The following is a 20,096-nucleotide window of genomic DNA, read 5'->3' as shown; positions in this document are numbered from 1 at the left end:
CTCCCTTCTACTTAGCTATGCTTATCGGCCTACCAGGCCCATTCTGTTAATCACGACGTCGAGCGCTTCATCCATCGTTGTCAGCGCGCGAGCTGCAGCAGCATATGCCTTTTGGAACATCATCATGTTCGCCATCTCTTCATCGAGCGACACACCGCTCACCGACATGCGGCGGCTGTCGATCTGACTTGCGATCACGTAGGCGTTGTACTGGTTGCTTTGCGCCGTCTCCGATCTGACCCCGATCTCAGCCACGATGCCGCGGAAGTAGCCTTCGAGCGTCGTATTGACCGTGCCACTGGCGTCGGTGAACGTCATCAGCGCATTGCCGAGGTTGGACATCATGAGCGCCAGCGAGTTGTCCCCTTGCACGACGCGGTCGATCGTGCCATCGTTGTACATGCTCATCGACGACGCGATGTTCGCCGGGTTGGTCAGCATGTCCGGATTGAGTCGGATGCTGCCAGCCGTGATCGAGCCGCCCGTGCTGACGAAAAATGCTTGGCCCGTCTCAAGCGGGCTGTTCATCGTGTAGCCCAGCTCGTGCAAACCGTTCAGGCCGTTGACGAGAATCTCCGTCCCCTTCGGCAAGACGATGCCTGCGTTGTAGACCGTCCCGTCTGCGCCGCGCACCGACACACCGTTAGGAATGGTGTAGTCGTTTTCGAGCTTCATCTTCACTTCCCCGGTCGCCAGCGTTTGGGCGAGCAGGTCCAGTTGATTTTTGTAGTTGGCCACATCGATGTTCTTCGCATCGATCAAACCTTTGATCTCGCCGCCAGTGACGACCGGGTTAGTCTCGCTGAGCGTGGTCACGGCGTTGTTAGCGTCGATCACGACGTTGCCGCCGATCGTCAGCGAGTACATGCTGTTCGCTTCGGTGACTTTCACATCGACCAGACGAGAGATCTGATCGACGAGCAGGTCGCGTTGGTCGAGCAGGTCGTTCGGAATATCGCCGAGCACGCTCAGCTCTTTGATCCGGACGTTGATCGACTGGATCTCTTCGAGTTTGGCATTGACCGTTTTGACTTTGATCTGGATGCTCTCGGTGATGTCTGCATCCAGTTCGTTCAACTGCTGCGACTGGTGGTTGAACGCTTCCGCCACGGCGACGGCACGCTGCGCAACGATCTTGCGCGCTGCGATCGCCGCATCGGGCGTGGACGTTTTCGACAGGTCCTGAAACGAAGTCCAGAGCTCGTTGATTACGGTGCGGATGCCGCTGCTCGACGGCTCGTTGATGATCGCTTCCACTTTTCCCAAGATGTCGGAACGGCTCGTCCATTCGCCATACGTCTTGCTCTCGTTGCGGTACTGCGAATCGAGAAACTGCTCGCGGACGCGATAGATCTGCGTGATTTCAACACCGGTTCCGACTTGGCCTGGGCCTGCCGGTTTGTTTAAGTGGGGATATTCCATCGACGGGGTTTGTACGCGGTTGACCACCTGGCGAGAGTAGCCCGGCGTGTTGGAGTTCGCAATGTTGTGCCCGGTCGTATTTAATGCGGCCTGCTCAGTGAACAGGGACCGCTTGGCAATTTCCAATCCGAAAAATGTTGATCGCATCGAAACGACTCCTCACACTTTAGAATCGAACATGCGGCGCGGGCTGCCGTCTCCCTGAGAAGACGCATCCTGACGTCCGTACGTCGGGGTCATCATTGTATTTTCACCGCTCAAGAGATCGAGCGTGTTCTGAACGTATTGCAGTGACTGTCCCACCAATTTTCTGTTGAGGTCATGAAGTGCCTGCACCTGACGAACGGTCTGCTGGAGCGTTTCGCCCACGGCGCGGATCTGCAGGCGGTGCACAGGGTTGGCGACGCTTTGTAGCTTTTCCAACGTCCAGTCCTCGGCGCGAACATCGGTGCCGAACACGGCTTGCAGGGCGGCGAGACGCTCGCTCTCCAACTTTTGCGTGGTGGAGACAGCTTTCAGTTCCTCCTGCACGAGGTCGGGCAATGAGTCAACGTTGCCTGCGATCAGCGTGTCGCGCTTGTGTTCCTGAATTTTCAACAGTTCCTGATAAGCGGTCACCATCTGCTTGATCACAGCCACAACTGGTGTCAGATCGTTCATGCTGCACTCCCTTTACTCCGTTTATCTCATGAAAGATTCGTATAGTTTCGCCGCTACTTTTTGCAGGTCAACTTGATACGTACCGTTTTGGACCGACTCTTTCACCGCTTCGAAGCGCTCAGATCGAAGCGCCGAGTCTTCCTCGCGCGACATTTCAAGCGCCTCCGACGAGATCGACACACCATCACGTGCGCCGCTCGCCTGGCCCACTCCTTTTTCCTCGCGGGCACGCTCTGCGCTCTGGTAGGCCTGAAGACGGAAGATATGAGCCGTATCGTTGATTTTCATCCTGCTTCACCTCACAAATAAAAAACCGACACAATGGATACTCCATGTATCGGTCAAAAATGCGGTTTTCATAAGTATCTTCTCATGCGATCAAGCAAAATGAGCACGTTCTTTCTCGCTCATGCTTACGATTGCTAATTATTGCGTCTATGGTAATAAGCGTTTCTGGAGTGATCGTCCCGGTGTTCGATCAGATCTTGTTTGCTCTGTTCGAACCCTTTTTGCAAGCGATCTTTACACGGTTTGCAATAGCGCCCTTCCTGCGTCGGAGCGCCACAGCTTTCACACGGATACGCAAGTTCCGGATGATCAGAAGTCGAAATGCGCCCCTCGCGAATCCACTTGATGATCAAAGACACCGCCACCTCAGTCGCATCGCTGAGCTCATAGATGGTAGATCGGCGATTTTCCCGCAAGTAATCACGCACCGTGTAAAACGTGCGCTCTTCCTCCTGCCGACACTGTGGACAAATATCTTCGTGCGTTTGTTGATTGTACAATTTTCCGCAATTTTTACAGTTCGCAAGTCCCATTGTTAGCGACCCTCCCTCACCCATTACTTACTTATTATAGCAAACACGATAGACAGGTTCCATAATCCTATTTTCCTACTTGTGACAATCCGCTCCCCCGTGCAAAAAACCTCCCTAGTTTCAGGGAGGTTGTGCGCGGTTGTCAGCGGGCGACGGTCAGCACGTACACCGCGCGAACGCCAGCACTGTGCAACTTTTTGGCGCAGGCATTGACCGTAGCGCCGGTGGTGTAGACGTCGTCGATCAGGCAGACCGTCCTGCCAGCCAGTTCGCCCGCCGCCGGGGCCAGCGCGACCGAGTTCTCCATCGAGGCGAGGCGCATCGACCGCCCTCGCGATACTTGGGAGCGCGAGGCCCCGTGCCAGAGCAGGGCTTCGACGACAGGCAGGCCGACGCGTGCGCTCAAGCCTTGGGCCAAACGCTCCGCTTGGTTGAAGCCGCGAACGCGCTCCTTGTCGGCAGCCATCGGGACTGCGACCAGACTGTCGATCTGAATGTCGAACAGGTGGGAGGCGTACGCTTCGGTCAAGCAGTTGACGAGCAGAGGCAACAGGCCGAGCTTGCGTTCTTCTTTCAATTTCAAAATCGCATCGCGCAACCGCCCCTCGTAAGGCCCGAAAGAGACAGCGCGATGAAAAAAGCGCTCTTTGCGCCACGAGCAGTCTGAACACAGGTCAGGCTCCGGCATCTCGCGTCCACAAATACGGCAAAAAGGCGGAATGCCCACCCGCATTTGCAAGGTGCAGGGGGCACAAACCGCCTCTTGTTCATCGATAAACGGCTGCTCACAAAGCAGACATTGCGGCCGCTTGGGATACACGAGATTCAGGAGCGCGTCCCAGAATCCCCCGTTGCTCACTGCTGGTCAAAAATGAAGCCGAGCAAGCCAGGGCCGACGTGTGTGCCGATGACCGGGCCGAGCTGTGCTGTCGTGATCGTCGCATCGGGGAAACTCGCTTTGGCCTGCTCCGTCACTTCCGCTGCGTCAGCCGGGTTGTCGGTGTAGACGATGGTCAAGGTCAGATGCTTGGTCGAGTCACGCTTTTCCTTGACCAGGTCGGTGATGCGTGCGAGCGACTTCTTGCGCGTGCGAACCTTTTCGAACAGTTCCAGTTTGCCATCTTCAACGTGGAGGATCGGTTTGACTTGCAACAGGGAGCCGATCAGCGCGGACGCGCCCGATACGCGGCCACCGCGATGAAGATGCTCGAGGGAATCGACGATAAAATACGCCTTGATCGTCTCGACCATCGAGTTCAGTTTGGCCACAATCGCTTCTTTATCTTGACCCTGTTCGATCATCTCACAGGCGGTCAGCACGAGGCGCGCTTGACCGGAAGCGGTGATTTTGGAGTCGATGACGGTGATGTCGCCTTCGACCATGCGCGCGGCGGTCTCAGCCGAATGGGCTGTACCGGACAGCTGGGAAGAGATGAAGATGCCGATGACCGCATCATGCGTTTCCAGCAGGCGCTCATAAGCTTGTACCATCTCGCCCACAGACGGCTGCGACGTGGTCGGCAGATTCTTCTCAGTCGCTAAACGGGCAAAGAACTGATCGGCCGTGAAATCCACGCCTTCCTTGAAGCTCTCCTGCCCAAAGTTTACCATCAGCGGCACCACGGTGATGCCATATTTATGAATCGTGTCGGTCGGTAGATATGCCGTACTGTCGGTCACAATCGCAATTTTGCTCATTATGAACCTCCTGAGAAAGTTGAGGATAAATTCTGATTTCTATATTCTATTCTATCTTACATTATTATTATTCAATCGTCCAATGCGTTCCACAAAAAAGAAAGGAGCTGCCTGACAGACAGCCATATCAGTTTCCTATATAATGGGCCTGCCGTTGTTACAGACCCACAGTCTTCCTAACGTTCTGACTCTAATCCGGGCACGTAGAGACACTTGCCCTTCTGATAAGCACTCCGTTTTCCTAATTTTTCAGCCAAAATTCTATACCGATACCAAACAAAAAAAGACCGATCATCTGACCGGTCTTTCAGCCATTTCACAATTGCAACATACTTCCGTATGCCACTGTGCCATTTATAGATCGTGTCTGTAAGCTCCGAATTACAGGTTGGACACTTGCAACCGGGCGTTCCGTTGACGTGTACCAGATTGGCATTTTCGTCATCTGCATCAACAACATCACCCCGATCAGCAAGCTCAGACCAAATGTCTTTGAGCCCAACTATGAGGATCGGGGATACGCTGGCTCTCAAATCTTTTGCTTTCGATCAATCCATTCTGCCCAGATAATGTATGCAATGCCTATCAATAGAGCCGAAACGCTTAAAAGAGTCAGAGAGTGATCGACGCTATCCAACCAAAACTGAAATGCATCTGAGCCATGTTCTGAGCTTGAAGAACTTGTACTGTAAATAGCCGCACTAAGATACTTGGTAGCGATGAGAATAGCGGCGATTAGACAGAATCCAAAACCTATACCTCTTCTTGTCAAAGTCAATTCCCCTTATAAAAAACCTATATTTTCCAAGATGGGTTTTTTGTCATTCCAGCAGGTCATTGTACCCACTGAACAAAAGACACTCCGATGGGTTTACTTGCCCAGTCTGAGCAATTGCAGATGGATCGATGGAAAGTGTGACTGATGCAAGAGTGGCTTCAGGGACAGGTGGTGTCAATCCATTTTTTGAGCGAATTCTTCAAGTTGATTGGACGGAAATTGAGTGACCCGTTTGGTTGATTTCTTGGTATTCATCGAAGAGACTGAATTCTGAGAAGTGCGATCCGAAGCATCAACACTTGTTCCTGCATCACCCGCAACAACCAAAGCAGCAGCTAACGAGAGAATTAGAACTGTTTTTTTCAAGACAATAACCTCAAAGAATAATTCCATAGCGGTACAATATAGGGAATTCACCATAAAAAGGAATTTTCCTGCGTCAACATTAAAATGAGGTTATTCGCTTCCTTTCAGTCCCCTATCTAACGGATCTGCCATTGTTACCCCGTTCTGCCATGATGAGGAAAAGTTCTGTTGCTTTCTTTCAGTCCCCTATATAACGGGTCTGCCGTTGTTACGCGGAAATGTATAACCAATCCATGACAACGGCGTCCTCTTTCAGTCCCCTATATAACGGGTCTGCCATTGTTACCCCGTTCTGCCATGATGAGGAAAAGTTCTGTTGCTTTCTTTCAGTCCCCTATATAACGGGTCTGCCGTTGTTACCCGTGCGATCCGCGTCAGTGGCGCTGCACGATGGTCTCTTTCAGTCCCCTATATAACGGGTCTGCCGTTGTTACTGTAGTATTATTATCTCAAGAAGACAAATAAGCTAAACTTTCAGTCCCCTATATAACGGGTCTGCCGTTGTTACCGACCGAATCAGTCATAGAAAAAGCGAGGCGTTGCAAGGCTTCACGCGCTCTTTGATTCGGGCTCAGTCCTGCTTTTTTTCGAGGATCGACTTTTTGTTTCAAAACAGGGGGGTATCCTCGAAAAGTTACTTTGTTGCTTTTATTGTTTCCCTTATTAGTATAAGGTATTCTTTCCTTGGATAAAATAGCTAAGTTTATCTTGTAACAGAATCACGAGACATTCGGACGACGTTTCAAAACAATCAGGAAAGCAGGATTTTTTAGAGGAGCTACATCTAACAAAAATTTTATCATTACGCCGGATCGGTATGTTCTCAACAAAAAGACGACCAACTAAGGTCGCCGTAGATAATCCCTATCCATCCAAACCTTCCAGATGCAACTTCGCCTCTTTTTCCGTCTCCGCTTCGAACTCGTACCCGCACCACATCCAAATTCCTTGCCGCGTCTTGCTCTTGTACAAATACCCCATTTTCCGTTTACACCGACCATTGCGCCTTCTCGTTCCCATAAAGCACCGTCAGCTAAACCCTCCACGCCGAAAATTCTCTCTTCAAATTTGGACATGGCCTGATAAAAATTTTGTGCTTGCACTCGATGACCACGAAAGTACCAACGATCATGATCTTTCTTATGGATAAACAGGCAACCTTCCAAGTTACTTATTCGTATTTTCGTTCGAGAATAGCACTCCCAATTATGTCTTTCGTAGGGAGTCATCAGCTTTACTTTCACAGCACAATTCCACGCTGTTCTAACTGTTTGATCAAGTAGTAGTGAAACGCTTCCATCCTCTCAAATGCTTCCCGGTGCTCCCCTTTATCGCTCAGATATCGGCACATGTGTAATGTAACAGCTTCAAGCTCCGCAATTTTGCCGTGTTGCTCAAAAATCTTGACTGCGTTCTCGAGATGCCTCTTCCCTTTTTTCTCATCTTCGCGGCGAGAATAGACAAATGATAGAACGCGGTGAACTTTCCCCATCGTAGAATCCGTATCAGGTAGCGCCATTCTCGCTTTTTCAGCAAATGCCCATGCTTCGTCATACTCGTCATTTTCCAAACAACTCAGTGCAAGGTCGGCGTAAACTTCACCCGCTTTCTGTTTCTTTCCATTTTGCTCATACTGTTCCGCTATGGACAAAAGTATTGGAACGGACTTGTTCCAATCGCTCGAATCACGTTGAAGCATAAACAATCGGCGTTGCATTTCCTGTCTGTGTTCATTCGTAGATTGTTCCTCCAAAAGTACAGTTGCCTTCATTGCATATTCTTGTGCTTGCTCATACTTCTTTTGCCGATCATAGACCTCTGCCAAACGTAGATATGTCTTCCCTCGCTCTTCAGCATTGTGTTGGTGCAACAACAACGCCCTTTCGTAAAACTTTCCCGCCTCTGCTACCTTTCCGACCCTCTCATGGAGTGAAGCCAACTGCATGGTAACCTTTGCTTGAAGATCTGTGTCAATCTCCTCTATTGTTTGAAGCTCTTCCCAAGCGCGATTCGTATGGAAAAGTGCAATTGGGTAATCGCATTTTAAAGCAGCAAGTTTTCCTAATTGAAGCAATACGACAGCAAGCAAACGATCATTTTGACTGTTGTTGGCGAGTTGATACAACTGGTTCAGTTTACTTTCCGCTTCCACAATGTTCCTCAACTCAAGATGACAAAGCACAAGTTCTAGTAGCAGGCTTTCTTTTGGTATTCGATACGCCATACAATCAAGGAGATCATCCAACAGCGGAATCGCAGTTTTGTATTCTTTCGCTTGAACCATGCTCTTTGCCAATTTGTATTTGCTTGAATTCTCCAAGTCGAAGCTCACCCCATTTAAGAGATGCTCAAGCGGAACGTCGAGTCGTGCTGCTATGGACACCAAAACTTTATAAGACGGACGTGCTCGATCTGATTCGACCTGGGACACCATGGACGGGGTGCAAAGACCCTTAGCCAGTTCGATCTGAGTCATTCCCTTACTAAATCGTAGTTCACGGATTCGTTGTCCGAGGGAAAGCGAAGTATCCAATTCACTCATCACCTTTCTTAGTCGATATTTCGTAAGGTAAACGAACTTCAGTTTGAAATATCCATTTCCGTTGCATGATTTATTTTATTAGAATAGAGAATGCTAAGGAACAAAAAAGAACACTAGAGATGAATCACATTTATTAGCGGATCTAAGGTAATAATACTCGTAGAATAGAATATTGACGTGATTCGATAAGAATAAGAGATGGGGGAAGTCCTACTCAGTGGGAGAGACCAATCGCTGATAACAAAAAAAACCTCGGTTTCCCGAAGGTTTCTACAAATATAGTTTAGACTTTTTGAATCATCTGGCCTCCCCTTCAATATATGCAACATACTCGATGCTCATCGGACCGGGGCCAGGTTCGTATGAAACTTTTTTACTACTCATCGGACCGGGGCCTTCTATATAAGCGGAAAAATTTGTATTTACGCCCAGCGTCCCAACTAAAAATAAACCTAAAATAAAAATCGCAATGATACATACGCGGTTCCATATTTTTGTCATTAATACACCTCCAGTCTTTTCGAGAATTGATCTTGCAAGCGACATAACTTTTCATTTACCCGTTGAGAAATTTCATAGGCTTGATCAATTTTACCTTGCCCATGGTATGCCTTTGCAGATAAGCTCAAGGAGTCAGCCGCATCTCTTTCAAGTCCCATTCTATCAAAAAGTTCTGAGGATTTAAACGAATATTCAACACACTTCTCAAAATCATTGACTTCAAGAAGATATTTTGCATTCACTTGATACGCGTACACTAATCTTGGGTCGCTCTCTGCGTCGTGATCAAATAATCGACTTAGAGCATTATCGAGATAGCCTTTTGCTGCTGAAATCTTCTTTTGATTGATCAATATATTTGCAAGATGGGCATTGGTGAAAATACATCGAACAATATCCCCAACCTTTTCATATTCAGATGCACAAACCTGTAACTCTTTTAACGCAACATCAGGCTGAGTTTGCGAAAGCACCGCTAGAGCATGAACTTGTCGTGCTAATCTTGCCGTACTTACAGCATTTAACGACCTATATATTGCTAACGACTCCTGTATGCATCTGTCCGCCTGCTCATATTCGTGTTTCATTGCATAAGCAATACCTAACTCGAAGAATGTATGACTCAACCGCTTTATGTCGGAAGCGTTTTTGAAAAAAGCCTCTGCCTTCGACAGGAACTCAATTGCATCAGAATTACGATTCAATTGTCTGCACGCCATCCCTAGGTTGTATGCGATTCGTGCAGCGGTTAGATCAATCTCGGCGAATCTCAAAGTCAGTTGGTACGCTCTCAAATAATGTGCGTGGGCATTTGTCATGTTTGGCAAGAAATAGTACGCTGTTCCCAACTTATCATACAGGGTCGCCATGAAATGGTCGTCAGCCTCACGTTCCATTTCAAATCGTTGTTGTTGATCAGTGAGAAGTTTGATCGCTTCTTCAGCCTTCCCTGTCCGGATCAAGCACTCAGCCCGACACAAAACAAGCTCACGCCGCTGGTATTCAAGCAGGTCATCACGACATTCACATTCCTCGATCAAAGGATACGCATTCACGTAGTCAGCGGTTTCGATGTAAACTTTGATGATGTCGAGTTGCACTTTCGCACCCAAATTATTTACTTGGTCAACCATGATCTCATGTAATGAAATACCTAGCTTTGCTGCGATTTTCTTCATGAACTCAGTAGAAGGCAGATGCTGACCATTTTCCAGAAAACTGATCGTTTGACGCGAGCAGATACCTTCTGCCAATTCGTCCTGCGAAAAACCACGGTTTAATCTATATGCCTTTACCCTTTGTCCTATATCCTTATATGAGTGATTCAATTTGACCACCACCCTTTATCTATTGTCTCACAACAGTAATATTATCATATTCGTTACTTATATAATACAATAAATAAAAGGATTCCATTATTAAAAAGAAACCTGTGTCATCCTGTTCCTCATCCGCATGCAAAAAAACACGCCAATATATCAGCATGTCAGAATGTAACATTTTGTTGGCTTCCCAAAACTTCTCGCAAGCGAAAAACCTTGCGATGAAGAGACCTGACGGCGTTTTTCCATTGTATCGTGTGACGCGGGTCGGACAATTCACCTGACAACATCAATCGCCATCCTGAGACGGTTCCACGTACCGCATCGTCGTCTGCACGGTGTCGTGACACATCAACTCCTCTTTCACCTCATTTAATTTTAGCGGAAGTCTATATTCGTCAGCTTCAAGTGGCTGACCTCCTCGACCCGCGGGCCCGCCCGAAACATCATTTAGAATACCTCCCGTGAACTCGTTCTTCTCCGTCTCCAGGGGGGCTTCGCTTTAGGAAAAAGCCCTTCAGACGGTAATTAGCACTTCGAAAATACTCTCCCTCTTGGAATAGTTACGGTTCCGATCCACTCCCTGTCAATCCTAACCAATGCAAAAAATAAGTGGGGAAGCCGAAGCCCCTCCACTCACCCGATTATGATTCGGCCCGCCACAGTGGACGATTTCGTTAGCAACCGAGGAAATGTCACGTAGAAGCTCGCTGCATTTTAATAATCGCCACCCTAAGGTCTCTACTGTTAGGCTATTAGCCAATCTGCGAGGCAATTCTTTAAAACTCTAAAATTCAAAGTCGCGCTATTATAAAACACTCAATTTTTAAAATGATGGTTTTCGTTATCTGAAGAGACGTAGACTGTAACTTTCGAGCCTGTTTGATCTTTACCTTTAACAATATAGTAAATAGGTGTCTTATCTTTTGCCTCCATTGGCATTTGCTTTAATTCTTCCGTTGTGAGATGCCTAAGTTCGACCTTCTCTACCTCGATAAGCTGAAAAAAATCTTTGGCTGTTTGAACAGCTACATCACGAGTTACTGAAGGGCCTTTGATTTCATTTTGTTCGGCATTTGACGAGTCGTTATTGAGAATCACACTCAAAATAACACCTAAACAACAAAGAGCTAATACAAGGAAAATTATGTTTTTCTTTAACAAAATCATCATCAGTCCTCCTTATTGGAAAAGTACCTACAATATTTGACGGTTTGAACGCAGGGGATGTTTCACAATAAAGATAAAAAATGGATAATTTAACGTAGACAATCATCTATTTATAGTTGTAATATAACATCATGCAGAGATTTGTTACATATCTTATACGATTTTTATTTTTAAACGAGAGGGGAATTTCTCATGAAACAGAACATTTTTGCAGGTCTTGTCGCTTGTACATTTTTGATGGCGGGAGTCACTACTCCTATCTTTGCATCCACCCCCGATAGCCCGGTTGTTTCGATCACAACAGCACAAAAGCAAGCTAGTGAATATCTGGACCTTCAAAAACAACACGCTGATACCGATGACTGGGATAGTGCAGTGATTCAAGAGGGTAAAGTGCTGTATGACTTTGATGGGAATGTATCTGCTTACCTTTTTCCCCTCACAGTAAACGATAGACCCAGCGGTTATATGATCGTGAGTGCATACTCACAAACCTCCGGCGTAATCGAGTCTACTCGAACCGGCACAACCCCCTATGTGGGAATTAACGGGAAGGATGCCATTTACGTTGGACCTCTGATGCACTATAAAAAAGTGGGCGATGCTCACTTCGAAGACCTCCATCTAAAGAAAAAGATCCAGAAAAACACACTTAAGTCGAAAGGGCCTCTTGCAAAGGAAAATGTGAATAGGCTCTCAGCTTCCCAGATTACTCCTGAAGCAATTACAGAGTATAAATCAAAGACTCTTACAGGTATTCCTGATTATCAATGGTATAAAGGATGTGCACCGACATCTGGTGCCAACATTGTGAAGTATTGGGATAACAACGGATATCCGAATCTCGTCCAAGATACAACCCAACCAAACACCATAATCGAGTATCTTGCTATGTACATGAACACTAATTCGGAGGGGGGAACAACTGTATATAATATGATTTCCGGTATGAAACAATACTGGAATCTCAGAGGATACTATCCGACAATCACAGATCACTATTCTAATTTCGGCTCACATGTAACAGAGATGACCAACTCTCGACCTGACTGGGTGACGACCGTGAGCCATCCGACTTATAAAGATCACGCGATGACTGGAGTTGGCTATGAATCATATTACTCAACTGATGATTTTAAGTATCACTATAACGTAGTTGTGCATGATACATGGGACACCACCCCTGTAAATGTATGGTTAGCATGGAATACTTTATGGTTCGATCACGTTATCTCGGTCAAACAACCGTAAATAATAGTAAGGGCCGCGAGTATGCGGCTCTTTTGATTTGACCGCGTATCGACATAAAACATTCATAGCCCCCTCTGCTAACTCTTTGTTTTCCAAGTAAAAGCTCCTTTGCCCAACAATAAGGAGAGAAGTACTCTGTTTAGATTGCAAGTTTACGTTCCCGATTTTGCTTTCCTCTTACGGCATCCATCAGGGAATATTGCTCGTGCTGTTTCTTCAAGGATTGCGAAAGGATCATGCTTGCAGAATCGCAACATTTTGTTTGAGGAGGACTTGTAATGAAAAGGATTTCGCTTTACGCTGTGATCGCTATTCTTGCTTTGTCGATTGGATACTTTGCGAACGACTCTCACACGGCGCAAGATTTGCCACCCTCACCGTTTGGCATCATCAAAGTATCCTAACGTAGTAAATTGTTAGATGAGCTTTCTAAGGAGGGCACGTAAATGAAAAAGGTGCTAGCCACTTTGTTGGTTTGTTCCTCTGTTTTTGCGCTTTCTCAATTCTACTCAATCGAAAGCGCATCAGATCGTAACGGCGAACCACTCAGAAGTATCAACATCGCTGCAGACAGGAACGGAGAACCTTTAGGGACTGCAAAAAGAGGATAACTACACGCTGAGAGCATCACTTTGATGCACTTTTCTATTTACCGTGAAATATCCAGTTCATTTGGAAGAGCATCATGAGCGGGCACAAACAAGTACGCCAATCTCTCCCCACTCAAATCTTCGCATTAGCCCTGTTTTGAGTTTTAGAATCGAGGGTGTTTACTTGTCAGGCTTGAATCTAAAAATCTAATACAGCGCAAATTTTGATCGTTTTTATACTTATTACTGCTGGACACTATGTCCGTCTGCTCTCACCTTGACCACGACTGTGCGGAGCATGATCCATCTCTCGTGAATATTATTATCTTTAAATCGATTTTGGAGTTAGACCCTGCATTCGAAAACATATGCTTTCCAAACACGAAGAGCTACGGAGAAAGCAAAAAAGGAAGCCCAGCTTCAGGGCTTCCTTTTACTTATTCTATTGCGACCAATTTTTCGTCTGAGCACGCTTCAAAAAAAGCGTTTCGAAAGAAGGTGAAGCTCCAAATCACCAGCACTAAGACTTCGACAAGTCCCCTACTTAACAGGTCTGCCTTTGTTACTGCTCGCTCGTGCTGATCCAGTGTCTAAGGCCGAGAACTTTCAGTCCCCTATATAACGGGTCTGCCATTGTTACGCTGTGTCCATTGTAGCAACAATTTACAAACCTGCATCTTTCAGTCCCCTATCCAACGGGTCTGCCATTGTTACTGAAGATTTTCCGCCATTGCCGGACTTTTCTTCACCGACCTTTCAGACTCCTATAAAACGGGTCTGCCATTGTTATGAGGAGGTGAACATGATTTTGTAGCACATGATAGTGATCTTTCAGTCCCCTATATAACGGGTCTGCTATTGTTACTCACTAAAAAAGCTTGCTGCTACATTCGCGACTGTGTTCTTTCAGTCCCCTACTTATCGGGTCTACCATTGTTACTTGGCGGGGTAATTTCAGGTGCTTTGACCGTCATCGGCCTTCCAGTCCCTTACTTAACGGGTCTGACATTGTTACGCTGGTCTGAGGGGAGGGAAACGAAGTGAGCGAGAAACTTTCAGTCCCCTACTTAACGGGTCTGGCATTGTTACTGCATACGCAGGCGGTCGCAACGAGTGCTTTCAGATCTTTCAGTCCCCTATATTACGGGTCTGCCATTGTTACCTAGTCATGAACAAGTAGGAAGAACGTATTTTGACTTCTTTCAGTCCCCTATATAACGGGTCTGCCATTGTTACAAACGGAACCGGGAGTGATTTAAGGTGTATCTTACAGCTTTCAGTCCCCTATCTAACGGGTCTGCCATTGTTACCGATCGAATCGGGCATCGAAAAAGTGAGGCGTAGCAAGGGTTCACGCGCTCTTTGATTCGGACTGCATCTCGCTTTTTTTCGAGGATCGACTTTTTGCTTCAAAACAGGGGGGTATCCTCGAAACTGGGGTTTTCTTGAATTTATTCTTTCCCTTCTCAGTATACCGCATACCACCTTTGGAAAGAATAGCTAAATTCATCTGGTAACACCACTAAAAAGATGGTTCGTCTCCAGTAAGATAGTTCGTCGAGCGGCTACCAGCCACCCGTGCTGCTAATTCGATTCATAGGCCAGTTGCAGCAAGGCGCGCAACTCCGCATCGAGCTCTTCTGGCTTTTCTAAGGAAAATTTCAATTTTACACGGTCGGTAAAACCGAGCCCCTTCGCCGACTCCAAGCGTTCGGAGGATACTGCGTCAGGGAGGGCGAGTCCGACATGAAGCTTTCCGCGATACGGTTTGACGATCGCAAACTGTCGCTTCTTATAAAACGGGACGTACGTTTTGCAGGGGCGGGCTGAAACACCATCGCCCAGTTCTTCGATCTCCGCTTTCACGAAATCGTACAGCGCGCGCAGCTCGGCGTTCTCCCCTTGGAATTGGTCCGCGACCAGTTTGTCCCCGTCGGAGTAGATGCTGCTCAAGCTGGTTCCGTCCAAATGGTTCAAGATCACATACGCGGTGCTCTGCCCCAGCCCGTACATCTCCTTCAGCCATTTCAATCGTCCTTTTCCATCGGGAATGCCGTCGCGTCGAGCTTTTTCCATCCACTCTTCCAGCGTGCGTCCGGTCCGCTTTTGCATGCTGGCGATCATTTTTTGTTCCATATTTTGTACAGATGTCATTCGCTCAACTCTCCCTTGCGATTTCTGCTTCCTTCAGCATACCGCTTTTACACAGGAAAAAACAGCACCCATTTACAGTGCTGTCTCCTCTCCTTTTTGTTGCTTCGGCAACGTGATCGTAAACTCACTGCCTTTGCCCACTTCGCTCCTCACGTCCACATGCCCGTGGTGGCTTTCGAGGATATGCTTGACGATGGCCAGGCCAAGCCCTGTGCCGCCCGACCTCCGCGCGCGCGCTTTGTCCACACGGTAGAAGCGCTCGAACAGACGCGAGATGTCCTCTTCCGGAATCCCGATTCCCGTGTCGCTCACCTTCAGCACCACGTCCTGCTCCCGTTCGGTCACCGAAACTCGAACCTTGCCGCCCGTAGGCGTGTAGGCGATCGCATTGCCCAACAGATTGATCAGCACTTGTGCCACGCGGTCTGCATCAGCCTCCACGGTCAGCCGTTCAGCAGGCACGTCGAGTTCCAAGGTCAGACCTTGTGCTTCCGTCTCATGGCGGTAGCGCTCCACCGTGCGCTTGACCAGTTGCACGAGGTCGATCGGCTCAAATCGAAACACCGTATGGCCCGACTCGATCTTGGACAGCTCCAGCAGGTCGTTGACCAGTCGCTTCAGCCGTTCCGACTCGTCATGAATGATCTGCAAAAACTGCCGCGTGAGGGTCGGGTCGTGGAGCGCACCGTCGAGCAGTGTCTCCGAGAAGCCTTTGACCGCCGTGATCGGCGTTCGCAACTCATGCGACACGTTGGCGACAAACTCGCTTCTCATCCGCTCCAAGCGCCGCCACTCCGACACGTCATGCATCAACACGACCGCCCCTGCGATCCGCCCGTTGTTCGAAAAGATCGGCGTGATATGCACTTCGACCGTTCGCTCCATCGGGCGGTGCAACGCGATTTCCTTCATTTGCGCCGTCCCGACCAGAATCGCCTCGTCGATCAAGGCTGACAAGCCAAAATTATAGCCCGCTTCCCAGTGCCACTTTTGTAAAAGCTCATCCGCTCGATAGCCGATCATCCGCTCCACCGCTTGGTTGACCAGCGTCACCCGTCCCGAGCGGTCAACGACGATCACGCCGGAGACCAAGTGCTTCAGGATTCCTTCCAGCTTGCCCTTTTGCTGCGTCAAATCTTCGATCTGCTCGGACAAACGAGCGGCCATCGCGTTGATCGAATCGGCCATCACCCGCAGTTCATCGCGCCCGCGCTGATGAATTCGCTCGTCAAAGGCGCCCGCGGCGATCTTACGTGTGCTTTTCGTGATCGCTTCGATCGGCGCGGCAATTCCGTGCGCAAAGCGCAGTCCGAACAGACTGGCCACCGCCGCGACGATCAACAGCGAAATGCCGATCCGCCCCCACAGCTCTTGCAACGTTTCGTGCGCGCCTTTCATCGGCACCGCCATCCGCAAAACGGCCGTCTGACCGTGATCGCCATATACCGGCACCGCCATGTGCAGGACGTTGTACGCCGAGTAACTAACTTTGCGCACATGCATCCCGACACTGCCGTCCACAGCCGCGGCGACCTCGGGGTAGTCGGACTGGTTTTTCCGCGTCTCCTCATCGCCCAGCGTGTCGAGCATGACATCGCCTCGCAAATCGAGCAGCGTCACCCTTGCCGATACGGCCATCCCGGTGCGACGAATCATTTCATGCACGTCTTCTTTTTGTCCTGGCTCCTCGTACGTCTCCAGTTGCGGAGCGACCCAGGTCGCGAGCAGAGCGGTCTCCTCTTTGAGATGCGTTTGCAGATTGTCCATGTACAGCTTCTCGATAAACTGCAACATGTACACCCCAAAAATCGACAGGGCGAGCACGATCAGCACCATGTAGGTCAGCACAATCCGCCAGCGGATGCCCCGAATCATCACTCACCTCGGACGAGTTTGTAACCGACGCCGCGCACCGTTTTGATATACTCCGGCTGTTTCGGGTCGCGTTCCAACTTGTCGCGCAGATGCGAGATATGCACGTCAACGATGCGCGTATCGCCTGCAAACTCATAGCCCCAGACCTTGTCGAGCAACTGATCGCGACTCATCACGCGGCCCATGTGCTTGGCGAGAAAGTGGAGCAGTTCAAACTCGCGCGGCGTCAGATCGACGCGTTCGCCGCGCACCGACACCTCATAGCGATTGATATCGACGATCACTTCGCCACAATTGAAGACGCCTTCCTCCGAGCTTCCATCATCGCTGGCCCGGCGCAAGACCGCTTTCACCCGCGCGACCAGTTCACGCGGCGAAAAGGGCTTCGTCACATAGTCGTCAGCACCCATCTCCAGGCCAAGAATGCGATCGACCTCGTCATCTTTTGCTGTCAGCATGATGATCGGTGTGGTGATGCCCTCTTTGCGCAGTCGCTGGCAGAGCTCCATCCCGCCGATGCCTGGCAACATCAAATCCAGCACCATCAGGTCGGGACGCGGCGTCTCGGCCATGATCTCCAAAGCGCGCGTCCCCGAATCGGCCGTCAGCACCTCAAAACCTGCCTGCTGCAAATTGTACTCCACCAGTTTCGAAATCGATTCTTCATCCTCTACGACCAGTACACGCGTCATCGCACACCTCCGCTAAATAGTGGCCTCAGGCCCCTCTTCTACACTTCTGATCCGCTCCGCAAGCCATGTATGGCGCCGCTGACCGTCCTGACTGCGCACAGCGAGTTGCACAGCCGATTTGGTACCGACGAGCACGACCAGCTTTTTCGCTCGCGTCACGCCCGTGTAGAGCAAATTCCGCTGTAGCATCACCCGATGCTGGGTGACCACAGGCAGGATCACGCAGGGATATTCGCTCCCTTGGCTCTTATGAACTGTCACTGCATAGGCGAGTGACAGTTCATCCAGTTCGTTCGGCGCGTAGGTTACGAGACGCGGCTCGTTGTCGTCTGCATAGGCGACCACAAGCTCGCCTTCCTCCGCATCGAGCGCCGCGACGCGCCCTACGTCGCCGTTGAAGACCTCTTTGTTATAGTTGTTCTTCGTCTGCATCACTTTATCCCCGACGCGAAACAGCCGTCCGCCTTGTTGCCACTCGGCTTTGCCTTGCGCGGGAGGATTGAGCACCGTCTGCAACGCCTCGTTGAGCGCTTCCACGCCGACCGCACCACGCCGCATCGGCACCAGCACCTGAATGTCCTCGACCGGGTCTGCTTTCAGATAGCTCGGCAGTCGTCGAGCCGCCAAATCGAGCACCAGTGCGAGCAACGCATCGGGACGCCCTTCTTCCAGAAAAAAGAAATCTCCTTCTTTCGTCACCTCAGGCAAAAGTCCGTGATTGATCCTGTGCGCATTTTTGACGATCAGGCTCTCCTCCGCTTGTCGGAAGATCGTCTGCAACCGCACGACCGTCACCACGCCCGATTCGATCAAATCCTGCAACACGCGGCCCGCTCCGACACTTGGCAGTTGGTCAATATCACCGCACAACACCAGCCGCGCCCCCGAAGGCAACGCTCGTAGCAGTTGGAAAAAAAGCAGTTGGTCGATCATCGAAGCCTCGTCGATGATAAAGACCGCGCCTTCTAGCGGATTGTCCTCATCCCGCTGGAAGCGTAAGCCTTCTCCTTCGACCATCGCATATTCGAGCAGGCGGTGCAAGGTCTTCGCCTCCACCCCCGTGCTCTCCGTCATCCGTTTCGCCGCACGTCCGGTCGGAGCGGCCAAGGTCGGCGTCACACCTTGCCGCTCCAGCGCTGCGATCATCGCTTTCACCGTGGTCGTCTTGCCTGTGCCTGGCCCGCCTGTGATGATCACGAGCCGCTCGCGAAGCACCGCCGCCACCGCTTGCCGCTGCAACTGTGCTAGTTCCATGTGCTGTTCCGCTTCCACAGTTTCGATCAGCGATTCCATCTCGTTTTCGTCCGTCGCCTCATCTGTGAACTGCACGCCGCCATTCATCAGCACCCGAATCTTTTCGGCCGATTTCAGTTCGGCAAAATAGAAGCCGGCCAGATAGACCCGATTGTCGGCGGCAGGTTCGATGATCACGCCACCTGTCCGCTCTGCGGCCAGCCCCTGCAAGATCATGGGGAGTTGGTCGCGCGTCTGGCTGCCCAAAAGCCCCTCCGCCTTGCCGAGCACTTCGCTCTCTGGCAGAAAGACATGACCTTCATCCGCTCCTTGGCGCAACACATGCTTCAAGGCGGCGCGAAGTCGGCTCGGCGAATCGGGTGGCAACCCGAGTTGCAAAGCCAACTTGTCGGCCGTCTTAAACCCGATGCCACGCACCTCATCGACCAGCCGATAGGGATTGGAGCGCAGGACATCGACCGCCTCCGCTCCATAGCGCTTGTAAATTTTGGCCGCGATGCTCGGCGTGATGCCGCGACTGCCCAAGTAGACCATCACCGACTGCACGCCCAACTGCTCGCGAAGTCCTTGCGCGATCCCTTCCGCCTTTTTCTGTCCGATGCCTTCGATCATCTGCAGGCGCTCCGGTTCGCTTTCGATCACCTGAAGCGTCTTCTCCCCAAACTGCTCGACCAGCTTCTTTGCCGTCTTGGGGCCGAGACCTTTGATCGTGCCGGAGCTGAGAAAAGATAAGATCGCCTCCGCCGTGACGGGTAGCACCCGCTCGAAGTCTTCGATCACCAACTGCGGACCCCATTTTTCATGACGGCTCCACTTGCCTGTCACCCGCACGTTGTCGCCTTCCTGGGGGCCAAACATCGTGCCAACTACCGTCGCACTGTCTTTTTTCCCGGTCTGCAACGTAGCGACAGTATAGCCATTTTCTTCATTGTGATACGTAATTTTCTTCAATTTGCCTTCAAGAGTCACACGCTCTTCCGGGAGCAAACGCATGGGCCAA

18 protein-coding genes are annotated in these 20,096 nt (G+C 50.0%); 3 read left to right on the top strand and 15 right to left on the bottom strand.

What is annotated here, in order from left to right:
- Positions 1-21: 21 nt before the first annotated feature.
- From flgK to CIG75_RS02295, 11 genes are all read right to left on the bottom strand, one after another.
- On the bottom strand, positions 22-1,569 hold the full coding sequence (flgK, locus tag CIG75_RS02350; RefSeq protein WP_094235192.1) for a flagellar hook-associated protein FlgK: 1,548 nt from the start codon (positions 1,567-1,569) through the stop codon (positions 22-24).
- A gap of 12 nt (positions 1,570-1,581) precedes the next feature.
- Complete coding sequence (locus tag CIG75_RS02345) at positions 1,582-2,082, bottom strand: flagellar protein FlgN (protein WP_094235191.1); 501 nt, start codon at positions 2,080-2,082, stop codon at positions 1,582-1,584.
- A 21-nt stretch (positions 2,083-2,103) separates the two neighbouring features.
- The gene (flgM, locus tag CIG75_RS02340) at positions 2,104-2,370 is read right to left on the bottom strand and encodes a flagellar biosynthesis anti-sigma factor FlgM (RefSeq protein WP_094235190.1); all 267 of its coding nucleotides are present in this window, start codon (positions 2,368-2,370) and stop codon (positions 2,104-2,106) included.
- 134 nt (positions 2,371-2,504) lie between these two features.
- On the bottom strand, positions 2,505-2,903 hold the full coding sequence (locus tag CIG75_RS02335) for a TIGR03826 family flagellar region protein (protein ID WP_157729343.1): 399 nt from the start codon (positions 2,901-2,903) through the stop codon (positions 2,505-2,507).
- A 142-nt stretch (positions 2,904-3,045) separates the two neighbouring features.
- Positions 3,046-3,723, bottom strand: a complete 678-nt coding sequence (locus CIG75_RS02330; RefSeq protein WP_227874330.1) for a ComFC family protein — start codon at positions 3,721-3,723, stop codon at positions 3,046-3,048.
- A 35-nt stretch (positions 3,724-3,758) separates the two neighbouring features.
- A complete protein-coding gene (locus tag CIG75_RS02325) occupies positions 3,759-4,601 on the bottom strand; it encodes a DegV family protein (protein WP_094235187.1) in 843 nt (280 codons plus the stop codon).
- 952 nt (positions 4,602-5,553) lie between these two features.
- A complete protein-coding gene (locus CIG75_RS02315; protein WP_157729341.1) occupies positions 5,554-5,745 on the bottom strand; it encodes a hypothetical protein in 192 nt (63 codons plus the stop codon).
- 1,240 nt (positions 5,746-6,985) lie between these two features.
- Positions 6,986-8,278, bottom strand: coding sequence for a helix-turn-helix domain-containing protein (locus CIG75_RS02310; RefSeq protein ID WP_172844393.1), 1,293 nt, complete (start codon positions 8,276-8,278; stop codon positions 6,986-6,988).
- A 306-nt stretch (positions 8,279-8,584) separates the two neighbouring features.
- Complete coding sequence (locus tag CIG75_RS02305) at positions 8,585-8,788, bottom strand: hypothetical protein (protein ID WP_094235183.1); 204 nt, start codon at positions 8,786-8,788, stop codon at positions 8,585-8,587.
- Complete coding sequence (locus CIG75_RS02300; RefSeq protein ID WP_172844392.1) at positions 8,788-10,116, bottom strand: tetratricopeptide repeat protein; 1,329 nt, start codon at positions 10,114-10,116, stop codon at positions 8,788-8,790. The genes CIG75_RS02305 and CIG75_RS02300 overlap by 1 nt, the downstream gene beginning before the upstream one ends.
- An 813-nt stretch (positions 10,117-10,929) precedes the next feature.
- Complete coding sequence (locus CIG75_RS02295; protein ID WP_157729340.1) at positions 10,930-11,283, bottom strand: hypothetical protein; 354 nt, start codon at positions 11,281-11,283, stop codon at positions 10,930-10,932.
- Positions 11,284-11,472: 189 nt separating this feature from the next.
- Between CIG75_RS02295 and CIG75_RS02290 the strand changes: the two genes are divergently transcribed.
- The 3 genes from CIG75_RS02290 (at position 11,473) to CIG75_RS20550 (ending at position 13,142) form a co-directional block, all read left to right on the top strand.
- Positions 11,473-12,531 (top strand): hypothetical protein, encoded by a 1,059-nt coding sequence (locus CIG75_RS02290; RefSeq protein WP_094235180.1) that lies wholly within the window; start codon positions 11,473-11,475, stop codon positions 12,529-12,531.
- 278 nt (positions 12,532-12,809) lie between these two features.
- Positions 12,810-12,935, top strand: a complete 126-nt coding sequence (locus CIG75_RS21375) for a hypothetical protein (protein WP_265415058.1) — start codon at positions 12,810-12,812, stop codon at positions 12,933-12,935.
- A gap of 42 nt (positions 12,936-12,977) precedes the next feature.
- Positions 12,978-13,142 carry a hypothetical protein gene (locus CIG75_RS20550; RefSeq protein ID WP_157729339.1) on the top strand — a complete coding sequence of 55 codons (165 nt, stop codon included), beginning with the start codon at positions 12,978-12,980 and terminating at the stop codon, positions 13,140-13,142.
- A gap of 1,563 nt (positions 13,143-14,705) precedes the next feature.
- On the opposite strand, the gene CIG75_RS02285 is transcribed toward CIG75_RS20550, so the two are convergent.
- From CIG75_RS02285 to recD2, 4 genes are all read right to left on the bottom strand, one after another.
- Positions 14,706-15,275 carry a DUF5655 domain-containing protein gene (locus tag CIG75_RS02285; RefSeq protein ID WP_094235179.1) on the bottom strand — a complete coding sequence of 190 codons (570 nt, stop codon included), beginning with the start codon at positions 15,273-15,275 and terminating at the stop codon, positions 14,706-14,708.
- 72 nt (positions 15,276-15,347) lie between these two features.
- Positions 15,348-17,150, bottom strand: a complete 1,803-nt coding sequence (gene pnpS / locus CIG75_RS02280; RefSeq protein ID WP_094235178.1) for a two-component system histidine kinase PnpS — start codon at positions 17,148-17,150, stop codon at positions 15,348-15,350.
- The gene (locus tag CIG75_RS02275; protein WP_094235177.1) at positions 17,150-17,842 is read right to left on the bottom strand and encodes a response regulator transcription factor; all 693 of its coding nucleotides are present in this window, start codon (positions 17,840-17,842) and stop codon (positions 17,150-17,152) included. Before CIG75_RS02275 ends, pnpS begins: the two co-directional genes overlap by 1 nt.
- A 12-nt stretch (positions 17,843-17,854) precedes the next feature.
- The gene (gene recD2, locus CIG75_RS02270) at positions 17,855-20,089 is read right to left on the bottom strand and encodes an SF1B family DNA helicase RecD2 (RefSeq protein WP_094235176.1); all 2,235 of its coding nucleotides are present in this window, start codon (positions 20,087-20,089) and stop codon (positions 17,855-17,857) included.
- Positions 20,090-20,096: the final 7 nt, after the last annotated feature.

The organism is Tumebacillus algifaecis (assembly GCF_002243515.1).
GTDB lineage: Bacteria > Bacillota > Bacilli > Tumebacillales > Tumebacillaceae > Tumebacillus_A > Tumebacillus_A algifaecis.
Note: the sequence above shows the minus strand (reverse complement) of the source record. Positions and strands in the feature narration are given on the sequence as shown.

Coding starts and splice junctions, on each gene's coding strand:
- flgK (WP_094235192.1), bottom strand. CDS start 1,569: ATGCGATCAACATTTTTCGGATTGGAAATTGCCAAGCGGTCCCTGTTC.
- CIG75_RS02345 (WP_094235191.1), bottom strand. CDS start 2,082: ATGAACGATCTGACACCAGTTGTGGCTGTGATCAAGCAGATGGTGACC.
- flgM (WP_094235190.1), bottom strand. CDS start 2,370: ATGAAAATCAACGATACGGCTCATATCTTCCGTCTTCAGGCCTACCAG.
- CIG75_RS02335 (WP_157729343.1), bottom strand. CDS start 2,903: ATGGGACTTGCGAACTGTAAAAATTGCGGAAAATTGTACAATCAACAA.
- CIG75_RS02325 (WP_094235187.1), bottom strand. CDS start 4,601: ATGAGCAAAATTGCGATTGTGACCGACAGTACGGCATATCTACCGACC.
- CIG75_RS02305 (WP_094235183.1), bottom strand. CDS start 8,788: ATGACAAAAATATGGAACCGCGTATGTATCATTGCGATTTTTATTTTA.
- CIG75_RS02295 (WP_157729340.1), bottom strand. CDS start 11,283: ATGATGATTTTGTTAAAGAAAAACATAATTTTCCTTGTATTAGCTCTT.
- CIG75_RS02290 (WP_094235180.1), top strand. CDS start 11,473: ATGAAACAGAACATTTTTGCAGGTCTTGTCGCTTGTACATTTTTGATG.
- CIG75_RS21375 (WP_265415058.1), top strand. CDS start 12,810: ATGAAAAGGATTTCGCTTTACGCTGTGATCGCTATTCTTGCTTTGTCG.
- CIG75_RS20550 (WP_157729339.1), top strand. CDS start 12,978: ATGAAAAAGGTGCTAGCCACTTTGTTGGTTTGTTCCTCTGTTTTTGCG.
- CIG75_RS02285 (WP_094235179.1), bottom strand. CDS start 15,275: ATGACATCTGTACAAAATATGGAACAAAAAATGATCGCCAGCATGCAA.
- pnpS (WP_094235178.1), bottom strand. CDS start 17,150: ATGATTCGGGGCATCCGCTGGCGGATTGTGCTGACCTACATGGTGCTG.
- CIG75_RS02275 (WP_094235177.1), bottom strand. CDS start 17,842: ATGACGCGTGTACTGGTCGTAGAGGATGAAGAATCGATTTCGAAACTG.
- recD2 (WP_094235176.1), bottom strand. CDS start 20,089: ATGCGTTTGCTCCCGGAAGAGCGTGTGACTCTTGAAGGCAAATTGAAG.